Here is a 21,416-nt window from a genome sequence, read left to right on the forward strand (position 1 = left end):
AATCAGCCGGACATTTTTTCCGACAGCCAGAGCCCATTTAAATTTATGAACACCCTACCAGTATACTGCTTCGGCATTTCATACAGAACGGCAGATGAACGGATCCGCAGCAGGATTTCCGTTGCTCCGGCAGATATTCCCGAGCTGGTAAAAAAATTTACCGGGGAAACCGAAATTGACGGTGCCGTAGTGCTGTCGACCTGTAACAGAACAGAAATTTATTTCACGGACAGGGAACCTGAATCCGTTTCCGGTGAAAGCGAAAAGAATGAAAGAATTCAGAACATCTTCAGCAGACTTGACTCCATACTCTGCGGCTTCACCAATACGGACATTCACGAAATGCGACGTTACCTGAGATACTATTCAGGCATCAGCGCCGTTGAACATCTTCTGAAGGTTGCCACCAGTCTTGATTCCCTGAATCTCGGGGAAAATGAAATCCTCGGTCAGCTGAACAGAGCCTACGCTCTGGCTCACAATGCGGGCTTTACAGATTTCTACCTGAATCAGATGTTTCAGCAGGCTCAGCACTATGCAAAGAAAATCAGGGAAAGAGCGGGATTCGGCAATACCGCCGTATCCTACAGCACTCTGGTGTGCAATGAAATCAGCTCCTTCATTTCCGCGACCGGCATTACCTCACCGGACATCATGCTGATAGGAGCCACCGGACAGCTCGGCTCAACCATTCTTAAAACTCTGAAAAACAGAAATTTCGGAGAAATAACGGTGACATCTAGAAATCATCAGGATTCCGGTGAACAGTTGTGCGGAAACGAAAAGACCATACCCTACGGCGAACGCTACGGACATCTTAGAACCACCGACGTGCTGATAAGCGTTACCTCATCACCGCATTACACCGTTACCTACAATGAATGCCTTCGGGAACTGGCCTCCGGAAAACCGTACCTGTTCATAGATCTGTGCGTGCCGCGCGACATTGATCCGGATCTGGGTAAAACAGACGGACTGACACTGCGTGATTTTTCATATTTTGCCGAAATCATCGAGAAGCACCGCAGACTGAGATCCTCAAAAGCAGTTGAGGTTGCCGGCGATGTCAGAACCGGAGCCATGAAAATACATAACTACATATCGGAAAAAATCAGAAGAAGAAAATCCGGACGGATTGCCTCGGCATACGTTATGGAAAACAGATGCGGTTCTCATGCCTCAGTACTGAACGGTCATACAGGTTCATCATTCACCGGCCAGCAGCAGACAGAGGTGTAGAATGCCCTTTTTTCCCATATTCATAAATCTCGACGGATACAGAATCCTTATTGTGGGAGGAGGCCATGTTGCCTGCAGAAAGGCGCAGCAGCTTGCCGAATATACCCGAAACATTACCGCGGTCTCCCCCGTGTTCACCGGGGATTTTCAGAAGCTTAAAGATCGGATATCCCTGAAACAGAGAGCCTTCTCTTACGACGATCTCCTGAATGCCGATCTGGTGATAGCGGCAACCGATGACGGAGAACTTAACAGCGGAATCTATCGCAGATGTCATGAATCAGGCATACCCGTGAACGTGGTGGACTGTCCTGAAAACTGTGATTTCTACTTTCCTGCCCTGGTGAAAAGAGACGACCTGGTTATAGGGATAACCTCTTCAGGCAGCGCTCCGGGAGTCTCCGGTACCCTCAGAAAAATACTTGATGACAGACTGCCGCGTCATGCGGGAGAATTACTGTCGGAAATAGGAAAACTCAGAAAGAAAATTCTTGCCGAAGGCGGAAGACCGGCGGAAAATCAGGAATACAGCGCTCTCATCGAGCATTTTGCAGAAGAAATTGAAGGTGTTTTCAAGTGACGGAAATAAAAATCGGCACCAGGGGCAGCAGACTTGCCCTTATCCAGACGGAAATGGTAATCAGACGTCTGCAGCAGGAACTGTCAGCAGGTTCTGACCTTTCATTTCATCCCGTAACCTTCACCACTAGAGGAGAAATATTCGGCAGTGTCCCTCTCAGTTCCATAGGCGGACGAGGTGTTTTTTCCGGAGAAATTGAAGAGGCACTGGTTGCAAGGAAAGTTGATCTGGCCGTGCACAGCGCCAAGGATCTACCTTCCGAAGTGCATCCTGACACCGTACTTCTGGCCGTTATTCCGAGAGAGGATCCCTCAGACGTTCTCATCATGCCGAAGGATCGGGACAGCGACATTCCTGAAATCATCGGTACCGGAAGTCCCCGCAGGGAATTTCTCATAAAGAAAATATATCCGGAAGCCGAGTGCAGACTCCTTCGAGGCAACGTGCCCACCAGACTGGAAAAGCTCCGCAGCGGCGAATATGACGCCATAATTCTCGCCGAAGCCGGAATAAAAAGACTCGGTCTTGACCGTGAGGAATGTTTTGACTACATAAAACTTCCACCGGATTCATTCATACCGGCCGGAGGTCAGGGAATCATCGCCCTGCAGGTTCGAAGGGATCACAGGCTGTTCACCTTCCTCGAAAAACTGGTTCACCGCAGAACCCAGACGGCACTTGATGCCGAAAGACTGGTACTCCGGAAAATCAGTGCCGGCTGTCATGAAGCCGCCGGAGTCTATGCCTTCAGCCCCGACACACCTGCGGAAAACAGCGATAAGCTCATGATTAAGTACTTTCTGTTCCGCGACGGCAGACTGTTCTCTGACAGTATCTCAGGCGATCCGGAAAGATACGCGGATCTTGCTGACAGTCTTCTCAAATCATATTCCGATACCACGTCCCCGGAGGAAAGAACATGACAGGAAAGGTATATCTCATCGGCGCTGGTCCCGGAAGCAGCGACCTGGTAACAGGCCGTGGGCTCAGCCTGCTGCAGAAGGCGGACGTCGTCCTCTATGACTATCTCATTTCCTATCATCTTCTGTGTCAGTGCCGCAGCGACGCCCTGCTCATTCCGGTAGGCAAGAGAGCCGGCCACCACAGTCTTCCCCAGGAGGAAATCAGCCGGGAAATAGGAAGAATGGCGGAAAAGCATGACATTGTCGTGCGCCTTAAAGGCGGCGATCCCTTTGTATTCGGCCGCGGCGGTGAAGAGATTCAGTATCTGCAGGAACACGGAATCCCCTTCGAAACGGTTCCCGGCGTAACCTCAGCCATAGCTGCTCTGTCATCCGCAGGTATTCCGGTAACCCACCGCGGACTGGCACGCAGTTTTCACGTAATCACCGGCAGCACAAAAGACGGCTGTGAGATCAGGGATCTGGCTCTCTACGCAAAAATGGAAGGCACGCTGATTTTCATGATGTCACATCATAAGATTCCGGAAATTGCCGCCGGACTTACGGAGTACGGCATGGATTCGGATACCCCCTGCGCCATAGTCAGCTCGGGTACATACGTTACCGAAAGACGTGTCAACGCGACTCTCGGGACCGTGGCAGAAGTAATGAAGACCGAGGCTCCTGAACCTCCTGCCGTATTTGTGGTGGGCGAAACCGCCGCTCTTGACATGAGATGCGGCTATGATTCTCTCAGCGGCTGCCGTGTGGGCATTACCGGTTCCACGTCTTTCACCACCAGAATGACGGAGCTGCTCAGGGACAATGGTGCCAGAGTACTTCCGCTGCCTAATCTCAGCATCTCCCCAATCGGACTTTCCGGACCGGAACTTGAAGACATAATCAGTCATGAATGGCTGGTTTTCACCAGTGCCAACGGCGTTGCCGTATTCTTTGACGAACTGACGTCTCACGGTATCGACATCAGATCCCTTGCCGGATGCAGAGTGGCAGCCGTGGGCTCCGGTACCGAAAGCGAGCTCGGAAAACACGGTCTTTTTGCCGATCTGGTTCCGGATGAATACTCGGTTGATGCCCTGGCGACTGTTCTCAGGGATCGGATTCTGTCAGACTGCGGAGGTCATCCGGAGAATGTCAGGGTTGCCGCCCTGCGTTCAACCATGGGCTCGAAATGCCTTGACCGCTGTCTTGCCGAAGCAGGCATCGGATTTTCCGACTACCAGTTGTACAGGCCTCTGTTGCAGAACCTTACAGAAAAAAACGATGAAAAGGCAGAAGACGGTTCCCTGTCTCCGGCAAGAACACTTTCCGACGACAGATATCCTGAATACAGTCCCGTGCTTGACTATCTGGTGTTCGGCAGTTCCTCCGGGGTACGCAACTTCATGCCTTATCTCTCAAAGGTAAGGATTGCCGGAGCCCTTGTGGCCATCGGTACGGTAACAGCAGGGGAAATCGGAAAAATCATGGACAGGGACGAAAAACTTAATACAATACCAGTGCTTACGGCAGAAAAATTTTCTGCATCGGGCATACTTGAAACCTTAAGAAAGGACTGGAGAAAATCCCGTCCTTCAGATGAATAACACTCATGGAGTGCAGTTAAATGCGTAACAGATTAAGAAGGCTGAGACAGAATCCCGTCATCAGAAAAATGGTTCGCGAAAACAGTGTGGACACTGATGATCTCATTTATCCCGTTTTCGTTGCCGACGGAGAAAACATCAGAAACCCGGTAAACTCAATGCCGGGAATATTCCAGTACTCACTGGACAGGCTTTCTGAAATAATGGACAGGGTAAAGGCCCTGAAAATTCCGGCAGTACTGCTGTTCGGCATTCCCCTCACCAAGGACGAATGCGGTTCCTCCTCCACGGGAGATCATTCCATAGTCTACAGAGCCGTAAGCTTCATCAGACAGAACTACCCGGACATCACGATCATTGCCGACGTATGCCTGTGCGAATACACCTCCCACGGACACTGCGGACTTATCAGCGGCAACAGGATTCTCAATGACGAAACACTGCCTTATCTTGCCTCCATGGCCGTAACCGCAGCCAGAGCCGGAGCTCACATTGTGGCTCCGAGCGACATGATGGACGGCCGCGTGGGCTTTATCCGTGACAGTCTTGACCGTGAAGGATTCAAGGACGTGATGATTATGTCCTACAGTGCAAAATTCGCCTCATCCTACTACGGACCGTTCAGGGATGCCGCCGGATCCGCTCCTAAATTCGGGGACAGAAAATCTTATCAGATGGATCCTGCCAACGGTCGCGAGGCGATAAGGGAAATAGCTTCGGACATTGAGGAAGGAGCTGATTTCATCATGGTAAAACCGGCTCTCGCCTACCTTGACCTCGTAAAAGAGGCCAGGGAGAGATTTCTTCTTCCGGTGGTAACCTATAACGTAAGCGGTGAGTACTCAATGGTAAAAGCTGCAGCTCAGGCGGGCTACATCGATGAAAAACGAATAGTGATGGAAAATCTCATTTCCATGAAAAGAGCCGGTGCCGATCTTATCATCACCTACCATGCGCTGGATGTGGCGGAATGGCTCAGCGAATCAGACAATTAACCGGAATACAGATATGCATGAAGAAAAATCAGCAGGCCTGTTCAGGGCCTCGGCGGAATACATTCCCGGCGGAGTAAACAGTCCGGTGCGGGCCTACCGCAGCGTAAACCGCATTCCGAGATTCATAGATAAGGCCAGAGGTTCAAAAATCTATGACGTCGACGGCAATGAATACATTGATTACGTATGTTCATGGGGACCGGCCATTATGGGACATGCCCATGAATCAGTACTTAAGGCTGTACATGACGCCGTTGAAAACGGACTCAGCTTCGGTGCCCCGACCGAAAAGGAACTGAAGCTTGCCAGACTCGTAAACGGCATCATGCCGCACATCGAATCCCTGCGTCTTGTCAATTCAGGTACCGAAGCGGTAATGAGCGCCATAAGACTTGCCAGAGGCTATACCGGTAAAAACAGAATCATCAAATTCAGAGGCTGTTACCACGGCCACAGTGACGCCATGCTGGTCAAGGCCGGTTCAGGCGGAATCACCACCGGAGTTCCTGACAGCATCGGAGTCCCGGCCGCCGTGGTGGCCGATACCATGATTGCCGAATACAACGACATCGGATCGGTTGAAAGACTGTTTGAGGCGGCCGGCAATGAAATCGCCGCGGTAATAGTGGAACCGGTGGCAGCCAATATGGGCGTGGTGCCTCCGGCTCCGGGATTTCTGCAGGCTTTAAGGGACATTACATCCAGAAACGGCACCCTGCTGATTTTTGACGAGGTAATAACCGGATTCAGAATAGCACTTGGCGGTGCCTCAGAGCGCTACGGAGTTATTCCTGATCTGGTGACTCTCGGCAAAATCATCGGAGGAGGCATGCCTATAGGAGCCTACGGCGGCAGAAGGGAAATCATGGAAATGGTATCACCTTCAGGAAAGGTTTATCAGGCGGGAACTCTGGCGGGAAACCCGGTGGCAACCGCAGCCGGCATCGCCACTCTGTCATGGCTTCGTGACAACCGTGATATCTACGAGGAACTTGAGGAAAACGGCGCAAAAATCGAGGAAGCTCTTAAGAAGCGATTCGGTGACAGCGCATCGGTCAACCGCACCGGATCGCTGCTGAGCGTTTTCTTCACTTCAGGGAAAGTAACCGACTATGACGGAGCCACCTCCTCAGATACCGAAAGATTCAGCAGATTCTTCAGTTACATGCTGGACAACGGAGTGTATCTTGCTCCGTCCCAGTATGAGGCATGGTTCATCTCCGCGGCTCATTCCGGCGAAGACATCGATAAAACCTGCAGGCTTATTGAAGACTATCAGGAAAACTAAATCAATCATATCCCGGAACCATACTGCTTTCCGGGATTTTTTTACCCGTAATACAGAATGCCTGCAGACGTTTTTTCAGGCGATGAAGGCAGATCGCCATAATTTATACGTTAAGAACAAAATTTTTTTTGCTTAAATTACATCAATTCCCTACAGATCCGATACCTGTTGATACTCATGAGTTTATGAGTAAATCAAATAAACTTCACATTAAAAAACATCGCTGATTCCAGCGAAAAACCACTTGCAGAAAAAAATTTATGTAAATCAGGCTGTTGACAAAAATGTGAGGCAAGTATAAAATTCACATTACCTACTAAACAGATAGGTTATATATTATTAAATAAACATAAACAACGATGCCGTCGGCTATTCACGGCATCGGATTAACTAAACAAATAAACACAAAACAACAGACAATCGGGAGATATCATTATGAGTATCATCAGTAGACGTTTAAGTTCAAGATTTTTATCAGGCGCTCTTACATTAGCAGTTTCAGGCGTTATTTCTCTTGCAGGTTCAGCCGCCTTTGCAGATGATGAAGTGGAAATCACCAACGTGTCATACGATCCGACCAGAGAACTGTACAAAGCATATAATCAGGTATTCACTGACTACTACAAGAAAGCCAAGGGCATAACCGTTAACGTGACCCAGTCACACGGCGGTTCAGGCAAACAGGCTCTTGAAGTGGCAAACGGTCTGGAAGCCGACGTGGTAACACTGGCTCTTGAAGGCGACGTTGATGCGGTACAGAAAGCAGGTCTCATCAAGAAGGATTACGTAAAGGACTTCCCTCTCGACAGCTCTCCTTACACTTCAACCATCGTATTCCTTGTTCGCAGCGGCAATCCGAAGAACATCAAGGACTGGGACGATCTTGTACGCGACGACGTTAAAATCGTAACTCCTAATCCTAAGACTTCAGGCGGTGCCCGCTGGAACTACCTCGCAGCCTGGTCATTCTTTGAAGATGCGGGTCAGAGCGAACAGCAGATTATCGAAAGCATCAGAAAGCTTTACAGCAACGTAGTTGTTCTCGACTCAGGCGCACGCGGTTCAACCACCAGCTTCGTGGAAAACAAGCAGGGTGACGTGCTGATTTCATGGGAAAACGAAGCATTTCTTTCCATCGCCGAATATCCAGGTCAGTATGAAATCGTAGTACCTTCAAAGTCCATTCTGTGCCAGCCTACCGTAGCCATCGTTGATGAAGTCGTAGACCAGCGCGGAACCAGACAGGTTGCCAAGGATTATCTTGACTATCTCTACTCAGACGACGCACAGCGAGTTGAAGCCAAGTGGTACTACCGTCCGTCAAACGAAAAGATTCTCAAGGAATTCTCATCAGCATCCGATTCCAATGTAATCAAGCAGATTCCTGAAGACGGCAAGTGGATTATCACCAACGTCAAGCTTACCAACATCGCCCACTTCGGCGGCTGGAAGAAAACTATTGAAAAGCACTTTGCCAACGGTGCCCTCTTCGATTCCATCTATGAGAAAAAATAATTCTGCATCGTAAACCCAGATACACGCAAATATCTGTTATCCGTGAAGTGAATCAGCATCAGTGCTGATTCACTTCTGAAGATCTTTAACCCGGGTTTTTCAGGAGCATTCACGATACAGACGCAGGTAAAACAGCAGAAAACACGGAAATGTGTATCGGGTTTACGGCAGAGCTTCGGTTAAGCTGACTGCTCAATATCCCCGGGAGGGACTCATGTCAAAAAAAACAAAAAGCGTTATTCCAGGATTCGGTATCTCCTTCGGAATCAGCGTCTCCATTCTCAGTCTGATAGTGGTTATTCCCCTGTGCTCTCTGATTGTGTATTCATCTCAGCTTAGCATTTCGGATTTTTGGGAAATCATCACCAGACCGCGAGTTATCGCAAGCTACAGGGTCAGTCTTGTTACCTCGTTCACCGCTTCGGTAATCAATGCCGTAATGGGGCTTATCATGGCATGGGTGCTGGTGCGATACGAATTTCCGGGAAAAAGAATTCTTGACGGCATGATTGAACTGCCGTTCGCCCTGCCTACGGCCGTAGCCGGTATTTCACTGGCACACCTTACCGTTTCAGCAGGTCCGGTCGGTTCATTTTTTGCAAAATTCGGTATCGATATCGCCTATACGAACATCGGTATCACCGTAGCCATGGTATTCATCGGCATTCCTTTCGTGGTCCGCAGCATCCAGCCGGTGCTGGAAAAGGTTGAGGGCGAATATGAGGAAGCCGCATTCATCATGGGAGCCGGCCGCTTTGAAACCTTCTACAGGGTTGTTCTTCCTGAAATCAGGCCGGCTTTAATTGCTGGATTCACCATGGCCTTTGCCCGCTGTCTCGGCGAGTACGGCAGCGTGGTGTTCATCGCCGGCAACAAGCCTTATGAAACTGAAATCGCACCTTTAATGATTATGGGAGAACTTCAGGAATTTGATTATCCTGCAGCCACATCCGTAGCTCTTACCATGCTGCTCATGGCATTCGTCATTCTCTTTGTAAATGCCGTATTCCAGAGCAGGGCTTCAGCAATAATCAGCGGTATCAAATAACGTTTGGAGTAAACATCATGAAAAGAGAAGATCCGAAAATAGTTAAAGCGGTGCTCATCGGCATAACCACGGTTTTTCTTACGGTGATGCTGGTTCTGCCGCTGATCTACGTTATCTATACCGCCTTCCGTTCAGGTCTTGACGCCTTTATCGCGGCGGTAACCGACAAATACGCCCTGCATTCCATCTACCTGACGGTGATTGTTACCCTGATGGCTGTGGCTGTAAACATCGTATTCGGTCTCTATACCGCCTGGGCACTTACCAAATTCTCCTTCAGGGGGAAAAAGTTTCTGTCGACTCTCATAGATCTGCCGCTTACGGTATCTCCAATCATCGCAGGTCTCATATTCGTGCTGACCTTCGGCAGACAGAGCTTTCTCTATCCATATCTCAATGAATGGGGAATAAAGATAATCTTCGCGGTTCCGGGCATCGTTCTGGCAACCGTGTTTGTAACCTTCCCGTTCATCTCAAGGGAAATCATTCCGGTGCTGAACGCTCAGGGAAGAGACGAAGAGGAGGCGGCGGCGCTTATGGGAGCCGGTGCGTTTCAGATATTCAGACAGATTACCTTCCCTCACATCAAGTGGGCTTTCATGTACGGCGTGGTTCTCTGCTCCGCACGAGCCATGGGTGAATTCGGTGCGGTATCCGTTCTGTCAGGACATCTGAGAGGCAAAACCAACACCATGCCACTTTACATAGAAATCCTGTATCAGGGATACGACTTTACGGGGGCATTTGCGGTTTCATCAATACTGGTGGTAATGGCGATACTGATTCTGATTGCCAGAAACCTTCTGGAACACCGCAGCAAAAACAAATTTTTAAAGTAAACAGATTTTCAAGAATAACGGGAGGCTGAAGTAAGCTGTGAATTCAGAAGAACAACAATGACGAGCCGGTTCTCTGAATTCACAGTCTGACATCAGGAAGCTCATGACAGATATCAAAAACAGCAAATTAACCGACAGTGCCGCAGCCGGTGCTGAAACCGAAAAAAAACTTCAGGCGTCTGATTCAGCCAGACAGCCTTACGTGGAACTCCGCCATATCAATAAAAGCTTTGGTGACTTTCAGGCATCAAACGATGTAAGCTTCACCGTGGAAAAAGGCAGTCTTGTAGGACTTCTGGGACCAAGCGGCAGTGGCAAGACCACCATTCTGAGAATACTGGCCGGTCTGGAAACCGCCGATTCCGGTGAAATCTACATCAACGGCAAGCTTGTGAACAACATTCCGGCCAACAAGAGAGGTATCGGATTTGTATTCCAGAGCTATGCCCTCTTCCGCTACATGACCGTATTCGACAATATCGCCTTCGGTCTCAGAACCAAGAAGGTACCTAAGGATGAAATAGAGGAAAAGGTAAACAGCCTCATTGATCTCGTCGGACTTACCGGTCTCAACAAGCGCTATCCGACCCAGCTTTCAGGTGGTCAGAGACAGCGTGTGGCCTTTGCCAGAGCTCTGGCAACCGAACCGTCTCTCCTGCTCCTTGACGAACCGTTCGCGGCCATTGACGCCAAGGTGCGCAAGGAACTCCGCAGCTGGCTCAAGGATCTCATTCAGCGCGTGGGTATTACCAGCATTTTCGTAACCCATGACCAGAGTGAAGCCATTGAAGTGGCAGACCAGATCATCATTACAAACCACGGTCACGTAGAGCGTTCAGGCTCCCCTATCGAAATCTACAGCAATCCTGAATCCTCATTTGTGACCAAGTTCATCGGTCAGCCGACGATTATTGACAACCCGGGTATTTTCAAGGGTTTCTCAAAAATCAGGGAAACAAAATCAACCGCCGTGCTCCGTCCTGAATTCATCAGCGTAACCAAGCTGAACGAACCGTTCCGCTATCAGATAACCTCTGAAACCGGAATCGTGGAAAAGTCATTCTTCAGGGGCGGAGACTTTGAACTGAAGGTAAGAGTCAACGATCAGCTTCTGACCGTAAACCGACCTATCACTCAGGAACGAATCGTTCCCGGAGAAGAGGTCAGAATATTCATAAGAAGCCTCTATCTTCTGGACGGGGATAAAGCCGTTACGGTACTGAACGACAGTCTAACCAACACCGATTCAACATACATAATCTAATGTTTACAGGTAAGTAACAATGAGCCTCAAAGAAGAAAGAATTGATACCGATCTGCTGATTGTCGGGGGAGGCACCGCCGGATGCTATGCGGCATACATCCTCTCCGGACTTAATCCGGATATCAGAATCACCATAGCGGAAAAAGCCAACATCAAAAGATCCGGATGTCTTGCGGCCGGGGTGAACGCCCTTAACGCCTACATTACCGAAGGTCACGTGCCTGAGGATTACGTAGCCTACGCAGCCGGAGATGCTGAAGGGATTGTGAGAGAGGATCTTCTCCTTTCCATGTCCAGGGAGCTTAACAGCGTAACTCACGATCTCGAGTCTCTCGGTCTGGTTATTCTCAAGGATAAAAACGGAAAATACGTTTCCCGCGGCTGGCGCAACATCAAAATCAACGGGGAAAACATCAAACCGATTCTTGCCAGAGCTGCAGCCGGGAAAAATGTCAGAATCATCAACAACGTGAACATTACAGATCTGCTGTGGACAGATTCTGAAAACAGACGCACGGTAAGAGGAGCCATGGGGTTTGACGTGCTTTCGCAGAAGGCCTACAGATTCAGAGCCCTGGCCGTACTCATCGCCACAGGCGGTGCTTCCGGTCTGTATCGTCCGAACAATCCGGGATTCTCAAGACACAAAATGTGGTATCCGCCGTTCAATACCGGAGCGGGATATGCCATGGGAATCAGAGCCGGAGCCGAGATGACCACCTTCGAAATGCGCTTCATTGCCCTGCGCTGCAAGGATACCATTGCCCCTACCGGAACAATCGCCCAGGGGGTCGGAGCAAAACAGCTTAATTCCAGAAACGAAATCTACGAACAGAAATACGGTCTGAAAACTTCAGAACGTCTCTGGGGCACCGTAACGGAAAACGCCCTGGGAAACGGTCCCTGTTTTCTGAAAACCGAAGGAATTGACGAAAAAGCCGAAAGCGACCTCTTCCGCGCCTATCTGAACATGGCTCCTTCCCAGACTCTCAAATGGGTGGAAAACGGCACCGGACCTGCCCGCGAAAACGTGGAAATCGAAGGTACTGAACCTTATATCGTAGGCGGTCACACCGCAAGCGGCTACTGGGTGGACGACAGTCGCCGTACATCAGTTATAGGACTGTATGCCGCAGGTGACGTGGCAGGCGGAGCCCCTCAGAAATACGTGACCGGAGCTCTTGCCGAAGCAAAGATTGCAGCTCAGAGCATCAATGCCTATCTGAATTCATTAAAAGCAGATGACAATGCCTTATCAGCAGGCTTCCCGGACGAAGATGCCGATGCCGTTGTCGCCGCTTACGAAAAGCACCTTTCCCCTGGATCCTCAGCCTTTTCCGTAGAGGAGATAGAGGAAGCGATGCAGAAGATTATGGATCAGTATGCAGGAGGCATCAGTACTGGATACAGATATTCTCTTGCCGGCCTGAAACTCGCCTCTGAAAAGATATCAAGACTCGTACCTCTTTCAGAAAACATCAGGGCGGCTTCAACCTATGAACTGATGCAGATCTACGAGGTAAAGGAAAGACTTACCGTATGTCAGGCTCTTATCGCCCATCTTGAGGCCAGAAAGGAAACCAGATGGCATTCATTCCAGGAAAACGCGGATTTTCCTGACAGGAATGAAAACTTTGAAAAGTACGTGAATTCCCGCTATGAAAACGGAAAATTCCGCATCATCCTCCGTCCACTGATACATGCAGGAGAAAGATATGAGCATCAGAATTGATAAAAGCAAATGTACAGGCTGCGGAGCCTGCACCAGGGTATGTCCCGGCAACCTTCTGCAGCTCACTGAGGAAAAGGACGGCAAAAAAAGCAGCATCCGCTGTTCCCGTGACTGCTGGGGCTGCTGCTCATGCATCAAGGAATGCCGTTTTCAGGCGCTTCAGTTCTTTCTGGGAGCCGACATTGGCGGACAGGGAGCCGTCATGACATTCAAAAAGGCAGGCGGACTCAATGAATGGGAAATCACCCTGCCTGCTGGCGAAAAGAAGACCATTGCGGTGGATCCGAAAAACGCCAATCAGTACTGACCTATGCCTGCGGACGAAAACAGTACTTTCTCCGCAGACGGAAATAACAGACAAACCGTCGACCGTATTAAAAAACGGCTTGAAAACAAATACGGATACTGTATCCGGCTAAATTACAAGGAGTGCTAAAATGCAAGACCTGGCCCATCTGGACAAACTGGAAGCCGAAGCAATATACATCATAAGAGAAGTGGCTGCCGAATGCGAAAAGCCTGTTATGCTCTATTCAATCGGAAAGGATAGTTCCGTTTTAATGCACCTTGCATTAAAAGCCTTCTATCCTGAAAAACCACCATTCCCTTTTCTGCATGTGGACACCACATGGAAGTTCAGGGAAATGATCAAGTTCAGAGATGAAACCGCAGCCAAGAACGGCATTCAGCTTCTGGTTTACACCAATCAGGACGGTGTGGCCAGAGGCATCAATCCGTTCGATCACGGCTCGGCATACACCGACATCATGAAAACCCAGGCATTAAAGCAGGCTCTGGCTAAATACGGTTTTACCGCGGCTTTCGGCGGTGCAAGACGTGATGAGGAAAAGTCCCGCGCCAAGGAAAGAATCTTCTCCTTCCGCAACAGGGACAACGCCTGGAATCCGAAAAACCAGCGTCCTGAAATGTGGAAGCTGTACAACACCAAGATCGAAAAGGGAGAAAGCATCAGAGTATTCCCTATCTCTAACTGGACTGAAAGCGACATCTGGCAGTACATCAAAAGGGAAAAAATCGACATTGTTCCGCTTTATTTCGCAGATACCAGACCTGTCGTTGAAAGAGACGGCAACCTGATAATGGTTGACGACGACCGTCTGAAGCTTCGTCCGGGAGAACAGATCGAATACCGCAGGGTAAGATTCCGTACTCTGGGCTGCTATCCTCTTACCGGGGCCATGGAATCAGACGCCACGACTCTGGATGAAATCATAAGGGAAACAAACGAAGCCAAGGTATCGGAAAGAAGCAGCCGTGTTATCGACCACGAAGCTCAGGGCAGCATGGAAAAGAGAAAAAGAGAGGGATATTTCTAAAATGACTGAATTAACGAGATATGAAAGACCGCTGCTGAAATTCATTACCTGCGGCAGCGTTGATGACGGTAAATCAACCCTTATCGGTAATATTCTGTACAACTCAAGACTTCTTTACAGTGACCAGATTGAATCTCTTAAGACTGAATCCCTTAACGGTTCATGCGACGGTGAACTTGACTACTCCCTGCTCCTTGACGGTCTGCTGGCGGAACGTGAACAGGGCATAACCATTGATGTGGCCTACCGTTATTTCTCCACCCAGAAAAGAAGCTTCATCGTGGCCGACACCCCGGGTCACGAGGAATACACCCGCAACATGGCGGTCGGCGCCTCATTTGCGGATCTCGCAATCATTCTCATCGATGCGTCAAAGGGGGTACTGGTTCAGACCAGACGTCATGCCAGAATCTGTGCCCTGATGGGTATCCGTCACTTTGTTTTCGCGGTCAACAAAATGGATCTCATCGGCTTTGATGAAAAGAGATTCAACGATATTTCCGCAGACATTGCCAAACTCAGAGACGAACTCTCCCTTCAGGAATACACGGTGATCCCGCTTTCCGCCAAGGCAGGCGACAATGTCATCAGCAGATCACAGCATACCCCGTGGTATGACGGAAAATCACTTATCGAATATCTTGAGGACACCGATACCTCCAAGGATAATGAGGAAACCGGCTTCTACCTGCCGGTTCAGAGAGTGTGCCGTCCGAACCAGTTCTTCAGAGGTTTCCAGGGACAGATTGAATCAGGTGAACTTCACGTGGGCGACGAGCTGACCGTTCTTCCAACAGGTGAATCAGCCAGTGTTAAGCAGATATTCTCAGGCTTTGATGAAGTTGAACAGGCCGGTCGCGGCATGCCCGTAACCGTGTCTCTTGACCGTGAGGTTGACGTCTCAAGAGGCTCCGTGTTTACCAGGGCGAAATCAGATGATTCCATTCAGGTGGCCCGTGAAATCACAGGTACCGTACTGTGGACCGATGATGAGAAATTCAGCTTCCACAAGGACTACCTGATTAAACTCGGCACCAGCCAGATTTACGCTCAGGTCAAATCCATCGAGTATACCGTTGACGTCAACACCGGAGAACACGTCGTAACAGATGAGCTCTCCAAGAATGAAATCGCGGTATGCCGCATTTCATTCATTGACTCGGTTGCAGTAAGTGAATTCAGCCGACACAGAGCACTCGGGGAATTCATTCTCATCGACCGCGTTACCAACATGACCGCGGCATGCGGTATCGTGAATACGGTAAACGACAGTGACGACAGTCAGGAATACACTCCGCAGAATGTCCGCCGTCACCTTCTGAGACAGAAATCAGCCGTGTTCAACTTCGGCGGCAGCGGCAGCACCGCAGGTCAGGAAACTCTCGAGAAACTTGCCGGAGAAGTGGAACAGAAGCTTCTGCAGCAGGGCCGACTGGTTTACTATTACCGAAATGCCGGCACTGGAGCCGCAGGCGAAGTGATAAAGGCTCTGACTGAATCAGGCATCATTGTTCTCACGGTGAAGTTTTCTTCGGAAAGTGCGGACGGCGTGAAGGATCTGGATCCGGCTCTGGAAAATACCGGAACCGACAGCATCGTCAAGTTCATTGCCGAACAGACTGCTGAAGAAAGCAGGTAATTCAGACAGGAAGCGTCCCGAAAAATGACTTTCGGGACATCACGCCGAAAGACCGGGATACCTCATGGTATAGTATGCCGGTCTTTCATTCTGCGGACAGATATCATGATTCATGCTGTCTTATGAGCCGGTGATTCACACACCGTAGAACAGAATATCCGCATTTCCCTCACCAAGCAGGCGGAACTCGTATGACAGCCCCGAATCAGCCGCAATCCGCGCCAGCTCATTCTTTTCCTCCTCTCTTATGAAGTCAGCAAGTTCCGGATAACCCAGTTCTGTGAAGATTTCAGCATATATGCAGCTGCGGATTTCAAACACGGTAATCTTTCCGCCGTTCCCGTCAGTATCAGTGCGGCTGCCAAGCTTTAGGAAACCGCACTGCTGATTACGTTCCATCATGGCCTTAAAATAGATCAGTATTCCCTTTCCTCCATCCCTGAATGAAGCGAAGGTTTCCGGTCTAGGAAGAAACCAGCACATTTCACTGCTGCCGGACGTCATGAACATCTGTCTGTACAGTCTTAAGGCTTCAGCCTTTCCGAGTTTTTCTCCGGCGAGTGAATAACCTGCGGCAAACATGCTCAGATCCCTGACCAGAGCCCCGTATTCTTTCCCTCTGTTCACATAGGTTCTCAGCTTATAACCGTATTTTTTCCACCTGAACAGTACTCTTGCGGCAAACAGACATGTTCCGAAAAATGAACATGAAGACCTTATTTTCCGCCACAGTTCCGAAGAATACAGAATATCGGTCTGAACAGAACTCATCCGGGGATGAATCTTTACTGTATACCAGTTTTCACAGAAATGTCTGAGTGTCTCTACACGAGAGGCATCCCTTTCGAGCCATCCCCATTCATCAAATTTTCTGCTTTTGACCTCCTGAACACTCTTCCAGAAGAAATTTCGCTTTCTCAGGGCTTCTTTCACCGCCGCGGCACTTTCAGCCGAAAGCAGTTCAACCATGTATACCCCCGGCTCCTCGTTCAATCTGCCTGAAATCACACAGTCAGCCACTGAAACAGCCATGGCTGCGGTAAGATCGTACGACGAAACATCGCCGAAAAGCACAATTCCCTTTTCCGGACAGTCATCGGGATAGACGACAATCTGATTGTCCGGATCGGCCTTCGGGCTGTTTCTGCACCTGAGCCCGCTTTTATAGAACACCGAGGCCAGAACATCACTGAACCTTCCCTTACGGTTTATCAGAGCTATCATCCTTGCCAGATAAACCGGGAACCCCTCCATGGTACAGCGGATGTCATAAGTATTTACGCATGCCCGGCCTGACCTGTATCTTTCTGACGACAGAGAATATATTTCCGGAGTACTGTACGGAACCGTCGTAAGGGACTTCTTCTTTCCGAAAAATCTGAAACCGGAGTTTTCATCGTTCCATGGATTCCTGACAACCTCGACTTTTCCGTCACGATAGACCGGTATGTCGTTTACCAGATTGTCCAGCATGGCGTACGGACTGCTCGGTCCGCCTCCGTAAGCGGTTCCCATGCAGATTCTGGTTCGATATACTCCCTTTTCCGACAGTCCGCCTTCCGAAACCTCCCTCAGCATAAGAGAGGATATTCCTGGGGACATTCCCATGCCGGAATATATTCTTACCCCCTTTGCCCTGGCCTTTTCATGTAAACCGAGAACCTTTACGGCCGTCGTTGCCGAATCATTGATGTCAATCACGTCGGTTCCGGCCTCAATGCAAAGCTCAAGAACCGCCGGAAGCAGTTTTTCCATAGGTCCGCAGGCGACAATCACCAGAGAAAACTCTCTGAATGTTTCCGGAGATACCGCACCGTCAAGATCTATGCGGATAAATCTGCAGCGTCCCGATTCTTCAGGTGGTGTTCTGCCAGCCACCGCAATATCCAGCTCCGGATACGTCGAAGCCAGATACTTCAGAATTGTTCTGCCTGTTTCTCCGTGGCCGCCGACAATCAGTACCGAGCCGACCTTTTTAACCGCAGAGCCATTCCCTTCGTTCAAAGAAAGACTGTCATAATTCATGAATTCACCGCCTCTTCAATAACTGTTAATTTTCATATGAGTCCTGCAGGCAGGAAAATATTCCCTCCCGGCTGAGATTATCAATGACATATTCCGCAGGAATCGCCTCATGCATTGAATACCCCGCCGGCTTTATCTCATGAGTCAGCATGTATACCGCATTCATGCCTAACACCATTCCTGATGCCCTGTAGGTATCATCGGCAGTAAGCACTCCCTTCACAGTTTTTCCGTTTTCAAGAATCAGCCTGCAGTGAATGCCGTAATAAGGCGGATATTTAAGTCCGTCCCTGGCCGAAGCCTTAACCAGGGATTCGGCCCCCCTGATAATCCCTTTTTCTGTTCCGTACCTTTTCAGAAGCATTGAAATCATCAGACTGACCCCGGCCCTTCTGCCTATATTTGCACCGGAAACAACTGCGTTTTCTATATTTTCTGCTTTGATGAGTCTGGCCATTTCCTCTGAATACATGCTCATTCCCGCAACGGTTCCCACCGGTTCAGGGAAACGTACCTTCACCATTGCTCCAATGAGCCCGGTACGGACGATTTTTCCGGATTCAATACGGCAGAAACCGCGGTTTTCACCGAAACCGCCGAGACTCGATACAATATCAACAGCTGAACTGAAACTCCACGTATCCCTGCCCGCATAAAACACCTCTATCGACTTTACGGGGGAATGTCCGCCGTACCTGTGAATAAGATACTGGGGATAGGAACCGCTGAGTCCCGGAAGGAGACCGGAATTAACCACAACAGGAGCATGAATCTGATTTTCCAGATTCAGCCTGTTCAGGTGTTTTAAGGCGGGATCATATCCGGACACGTCAATCAGTGCCACCCCGTGACGCACGCATGCATCGATAATGAAACTGCCGACCGTATGCGAAGGACCGACGCATGAGACTGCGAGATCAGTTCCTTCAAGAAGCCTGTCAAGCGTATCCCCGCAGGTTATATCAGCCTGTACGTTTTTCACTGAAGACCGGCAGGAACACAGTCTTTCCGTATCAATTACGGTTTTTCTGGTAACCACCGTAAGTTCGACAGCCGCATGATCAAGCAGATACCTGATGGCCGTTTCACCGACTCTGCCCGATCCTCCCAAAAACAGAACCTTTTTCATAATCATCCTCAGAAATAATATTTAAAACCAAACTCGGCATAGTCATTGCCGTCATATGAACGGTAAATGGAAGATGAGGAGCCTCCGCCGATCCAGAATCCCCTGAGACTTACCGTGAGACTGTCGCTGACGGCATACTCGGAATATACTTCAAGAGTATGTTCTCTTCCTCTCCCCCACAGAGCGTTCACACCGGCATTCAGGGAATCGTTAAAATACTTCTGGCTGAGAGAGGCTGTCATGCCGAAGTCATCTTCGGCATGAAGATAATGATCACTGAAGAACTGGAAATTGGCGTAGATATCAAAGTCAAAATTACGATCCCATCCGACTATCACCTGATGAAGATCGGAGTAGTAAAGACCTCCGCTCCTGTCGTAGACCGGGGCATCGGCAGTCATTGAAAGCTCAGCTCTTAAGGTACTGCTCCCGAGGGACATGGCTCCGTTTACCCCTGCCGTCCGGGAACGTACCGGTTCCAGCAGAAACATGTTTCCGCCACGGTACTTTACGCACGGGAGATCGGAAAATCCGGAATAGTACGAAGCTCCGAAGTCAAAACCCGTCATGTATTTGACATAACGCACTCCCCATTCAACCTTTCGCGGATTCATATGTTCGGTAAGGGAGAGCTGTCCGGAATCAGCCATACTCCTCAGGTTATGAACGTATTCCGGCTCCCATGGACTTCCGTATTCCGCCATCTGTCTGTCCTTGCCGAACGGCAGCAGGACTCCCTCCAGATTTCCCAGCGCGGAAGACTGTTCCACTCTTGCAAGCCATGCCGGCCATTTAAAGACGGTACGGCCGTTCGCAAGAGGATCCTTCATGTACGTGGCATTAATCATATCAACGGTACTTCTGCCGTCGTTGACTCCCCATGAAAGCCTCATTTTTCCCAGACTTACCACCGTACCGTTCATTCCGGCCGATGAACCGTTGATTTTTGCGTACAGTTCGTACAGCGTGGCTCTGAAACGGCGGTCGTACTTTCTGACTGACTCGTCATAGTCAAAAAAACCGTTGACATAAAGGGAACTCCATTCAGTTTCATAAAGAAACGAGGAATTAAGACGGAGTCTTGAGGACAGAAAATCATCGTGCCGGATGAATTTTCTCATTCTGGCCTCAATGGAATTGGTGAATCTGAAATTATATGATGACGTCGAATCCTCTCCGTCTTCGCTCCCGTCGGTGAGATCAAAGGAAAACGGATCTTCGGCATGAGCCGTGCCAGACAGCAGCAGGGCCCACACAAGCAGACATAATTTTTTCATCTGTGCATACTTAAAAAAGAGTGTATTCAGTACGGTGAACTTTTCTGAAATCTCCTAACGCCGTCAGGCGCCGGAGATTTTAAATCAGGATAACGGAGGCATGACAGCCGCGGCAGCCGTGAAGCTACCTTTTAAGATTGCTGTGTTCGAATATTGATGAATCCACACCCTGATTATAGGAAACATCCGTATACTGCATGAGAGTTCGTGAATTCTTTCCCTCCTCCTGCATTATCATTTTTCCTGCCGACCAGATTCCGGCTATCTGCCTGAAATCTCCCGCCAGCATGGTTTTAAGCAGACGGTCATGAGTATCGTAATATTCTATTTTCACCGGAAGATGATATTCACAGTCAACATATACAACCCTGCGGCCGTATCCGGTTTCTGCCGCTTTTTCCTCAATTGCCGAGGATTCGATAACCCACACCCTGCGGTTATTTACCGTATCCTCGCGCAGAAATTCGTGCCTGTCGGCATCAACACTGCGGTATTCAATATCTTCAAGAGCGAAACTGCTGCGCATGAAGGAGCTTTTTTTGCCGCCTCCGCTGATGCGTCTAACCATGTTCTCTGAAGGGAAAAACACCCACAGGTCATCATCCTTTTTCACATCCTCATGTGTCCATGAAAGAAACTGTGAATCCTGAATATCGGCCGGAGAACTGAAGCGGATCAGCGAACGGCGTTCCTCACCGCTGTGCATGGACCACATTTCCATTCTGCGCACCAGCTTCTGCTTTCCCCTTTCAATAACCATTACGGCATTTCTGTGCATATCCTTACTGCTGTCGGCTTCATTTACCATTACCGCTATGTCCCGTCCGCTCAGGCCTGTACTTTCTGCTGACAGATCCGCAGACATCAGAGAGGCCATAATCAGTCCGGCGCCTAGCATTATTCTTTTCATTGTTTTCTCCTGAACGGGATGATGAAAAATTTAAAGTCTTTAATAAAAGTCCGTCATCTGACTGCCCGGAAATTCATACGGATTATCCTC

18 protein-coding genes are annotated in these 21,416 nt (G+C 49.4%); 14 read left to right on the forward strand and 4 right to left on the reverse strand.

Annotation, left to right across the window (positions count from 1 at the left end):
* Positions 1–45: 45 nt before the first annotated feature.
* The 14 genes from BMY80_RS00480 (at position 46) to BMY80_RS00545 (ending at position 15,985) form a co-directional block, all read left to right on the forward strand.
* Positions 46–1,239, forward strand: coding sequence for a glutamyl-tRNA reductase (locus BMY80_RS00480; RefSeq protein WP_093139899.1), 1,194 nt, complete (start codon positions 46–48; stop codon positions 1,237–1,239).
* Between the two features lies 1 nt (position 1,240).
* Entirely contained in the window at positions 1,241–1,819 is a 579-nt protein-coding gene (locus BMY80_RS00485; RefSeq protein ID WP_093139902.1) for a precorrin-2 dehydrogenase/sirohydrochlorin ferrochelatase family protein, read from the forward strand.
* Positions 1,816–2,742: a hydroxymethylbilane synthase gene (hemC, locus tag BMY80_RS00490; RefSeq protein ID WP_093139904.1), complete on the forward strand. Its 927-nt coding sequence runs from the start codon at positions 1,816–1,818 to the stop codon at positions 2,740–2,742. Before BMY80_RS00485 ends, hemC begins: the two co-directional genes overlap by 4 nt.
* Positions 2,739–4,328 carry a uroporphyrinogen-III C-methyltransferase gene (gene cobA, locus BMY80_RS00495; protein ID WP_093139907.1) on the forward strand — a complete coding sequence of 530 codons (1,590 nt, stop codon included), beginning with the start codon at positions 2,739–2,741 and terminating at the stop codon, positions 4,326–4,328. Before hemC ends, cobA begins: the two co-directional genes overlap by 4 nt.
* 20 nt (positions 4,329–4,348) lie before the next feature.
* Positions 4,349–5,323, forward strand: coding sequence for a porphobilinogen synthase (hemB, locus tag BMY80_RS00500; protein WP_093139909.1), 975 nt, complete (start codon positions 4,349–4,351; stop codon positions 5,321–5,323).
* 13 nt (positions 5,324–5,336) lie between these two features.
* Positions 5,337–6,611, forward strand: coding sequence for a glutamate-1-semialdehyde 2,1-aminomutase (gene hemL, locus BMY80_RS00505; RefSeq protein ID WP_093139912.1), 1,275 nt, complete (start codon positions 5,337–5,339; stop codon positions 6,609–6,611).
* 435 nt (positions 6,612–7,046) lie between these two features.
* On the forward strand, positions 7,047–8,126 hold the full coding sequence (locus tag BMY80_RS00510; RefSeq protein WP_031579496.1) for a sulfate ABC transporter substrate-binding protein: 1,080 nt from the start codon (positions 7,047–7,049) through the stop codon (positions 8,124–8,126).
* Positions 8,127–8,340: 214 nt separating this feature from the next.
* Positions 8,341–9,174 (forward strand): sulfate ABC transporter permease subunit CysT, encoded by an 834-nt coding sequence (gene cysT, locus BMY80_RS00515; RefSeq protein WP_031579494.1) that lies wholly within the window; start codon positions 8,341–8,343, stop codon positions 9,172–9,174.
* Between the two features lie 17 nt (positions 9,175–9,191).
* Positions 9,192–10,013: a sulfate ABC transporter permease subunit CysW gene (gene cysW / locus BMY80_RS00520; protein WP_093139915.1), complete on the forward strand. Its 822-nt coding sequence runs from the start codon at positions 9,192–9,194 to the stop codon at positions 10,011–10,013.
* A 103-nt stretch (positions 10,014–10,116) separates the two neighbouring features.
* Positions 10,117–11,277, forward strand: a complete 1,161-nt coding sequence (locus BMY80_RS00525) for an ABC transporter ATP-binding protein (RefSeq protein ID WP_084155463.1) — start codon at positions 10,117–10,119, stop codon at positions 11,275–11,277.
* Positions 11,278–11,296: 19 nt separating this feature from the next.
* Positions 11,297–13,009 carry an adenylyl-sulfate reductase subunit alpha gene (locus BMY80_RS00530; protein ID WP_093139917.1) on the forward strand — a complete coding sequence of 571 codons (1,713 nt, stop codon included), beginning with the start codon at positions 11,297–11,299 and terminating at the stop codon, positions 13,007–13,009.
* Positions 12,993–13,316 carry a 4Fe-4S dicluster domain-containing protein gene (locus BMY80_RS00535; RefSeq protein ID WP_031579490.1) on the forward strand — a complete coding sequence of 108 codons (324 nt, stop codon included), beginning with the start codon at positions 12,993–12,995 and terminating at the stop codon, positions 13,314–13,316. The genes BMY80_RS00530 and BMY80_RS00535 overlap by 17 nt, the downstream gene beginning before the upstream one ends.
* 130 nt (positions 13,317–13,446) lie before the next feature.
* Positions 13,447–14,346 carry a sulfate adenylyltransferase subunit CysD gene (gene cysD / locus BMY80_RS00540; protein ID WP_031579489.1) on the forward strand — a complete coding sequence of 300 codons (900 nt, stop codon included), beginning with the start codon at positions 13,447–13,449 and terminating at the stop codon, positions 14,344–14,346.
* Between the two features lies 1 nt (position 14,347).
* Entirely contained in the window at positions 14,348–15,985 is a 1,638-nt protein-coding gene (locus tag BMY80_RS00545) for a GTP-binding protein (protein WP_093139921.1), read from the forward strand.
* A gap of 135 nt (positions 15,986–16,120) precedes the next feature.
* Here BMY80_RS00545 and BMY80_RS00550 read toward each other — a convergent pair whose 3' ends face one another.
* The 4 genes from BMY80_RS00550 to BMY80_RS00565 all read right to left on the reverse strand — a co-directional run bounded on the left by BMY80_RS00550 (position 16,121) and on the right by BMY80_RS00565 (position 21,326).
* On the reverse strand, positions 16,121–18,010 hold the full coding sequence (locus tag BMY80_RS00550) for a saccharopine dehydrogenase NADP-binding domain-containing protein (RefSeq protein WP_093139923.1): 1,890 nt from the start codon (positions 18,008–18,010) through the stop codon (positions 16,121–16,123).
* A gap of 25 nt (positions 18,011–18,035) precedes the next feature.
* Positions 18,036–19,139, reverse strand: a complete 1,104-nt coding sequence (locus BMY80_RS00555; protein ID WP_177178448.1) for a saccharopine dehydrogenase NADP-binding domain-containing protein — start codon at positions 19,137–19,139, stop codon at positions 18,036–18,038.
* An 8-nt stretch (positions 19,140–19,147) separates the two neighbouring features.
* A complete protein-coding gene (locus tag BMY80_RS00560) occupies positions 19,148–20,416 on the reverse strand; it encodes a hypothetical protein (RefSeq protein WP_093139927.1) in 1,269 nt (422 codons plus the stop codon).
* Positions 20,417–20,540: 124 nt separating this feature from the next.
* Complete coding sequence (locus BMY80_RS00565; RefSeq protein WP_031579484.1) at positions 20,541–21,326, reverse strand: outer membrane lipoprotein-sorting protein; 786 nt, start codon at positions 21,324–21,326, stop codon at positions 20,541–20,543.
* Positions 21,327–21,416 lie beyond the last annotated feature (90 nt).

Origin of the sequence: Ruminobacter amylophilus (assembly GCF_900115655.1) — a bacterium.
Classification (GTDB): Bacteria; Pseudomonadota; Gammaproteobacteria; order Enterobacterales; family Succinivibrionaceae; genus Ruminobacter; species Ruminobacter amylophilus.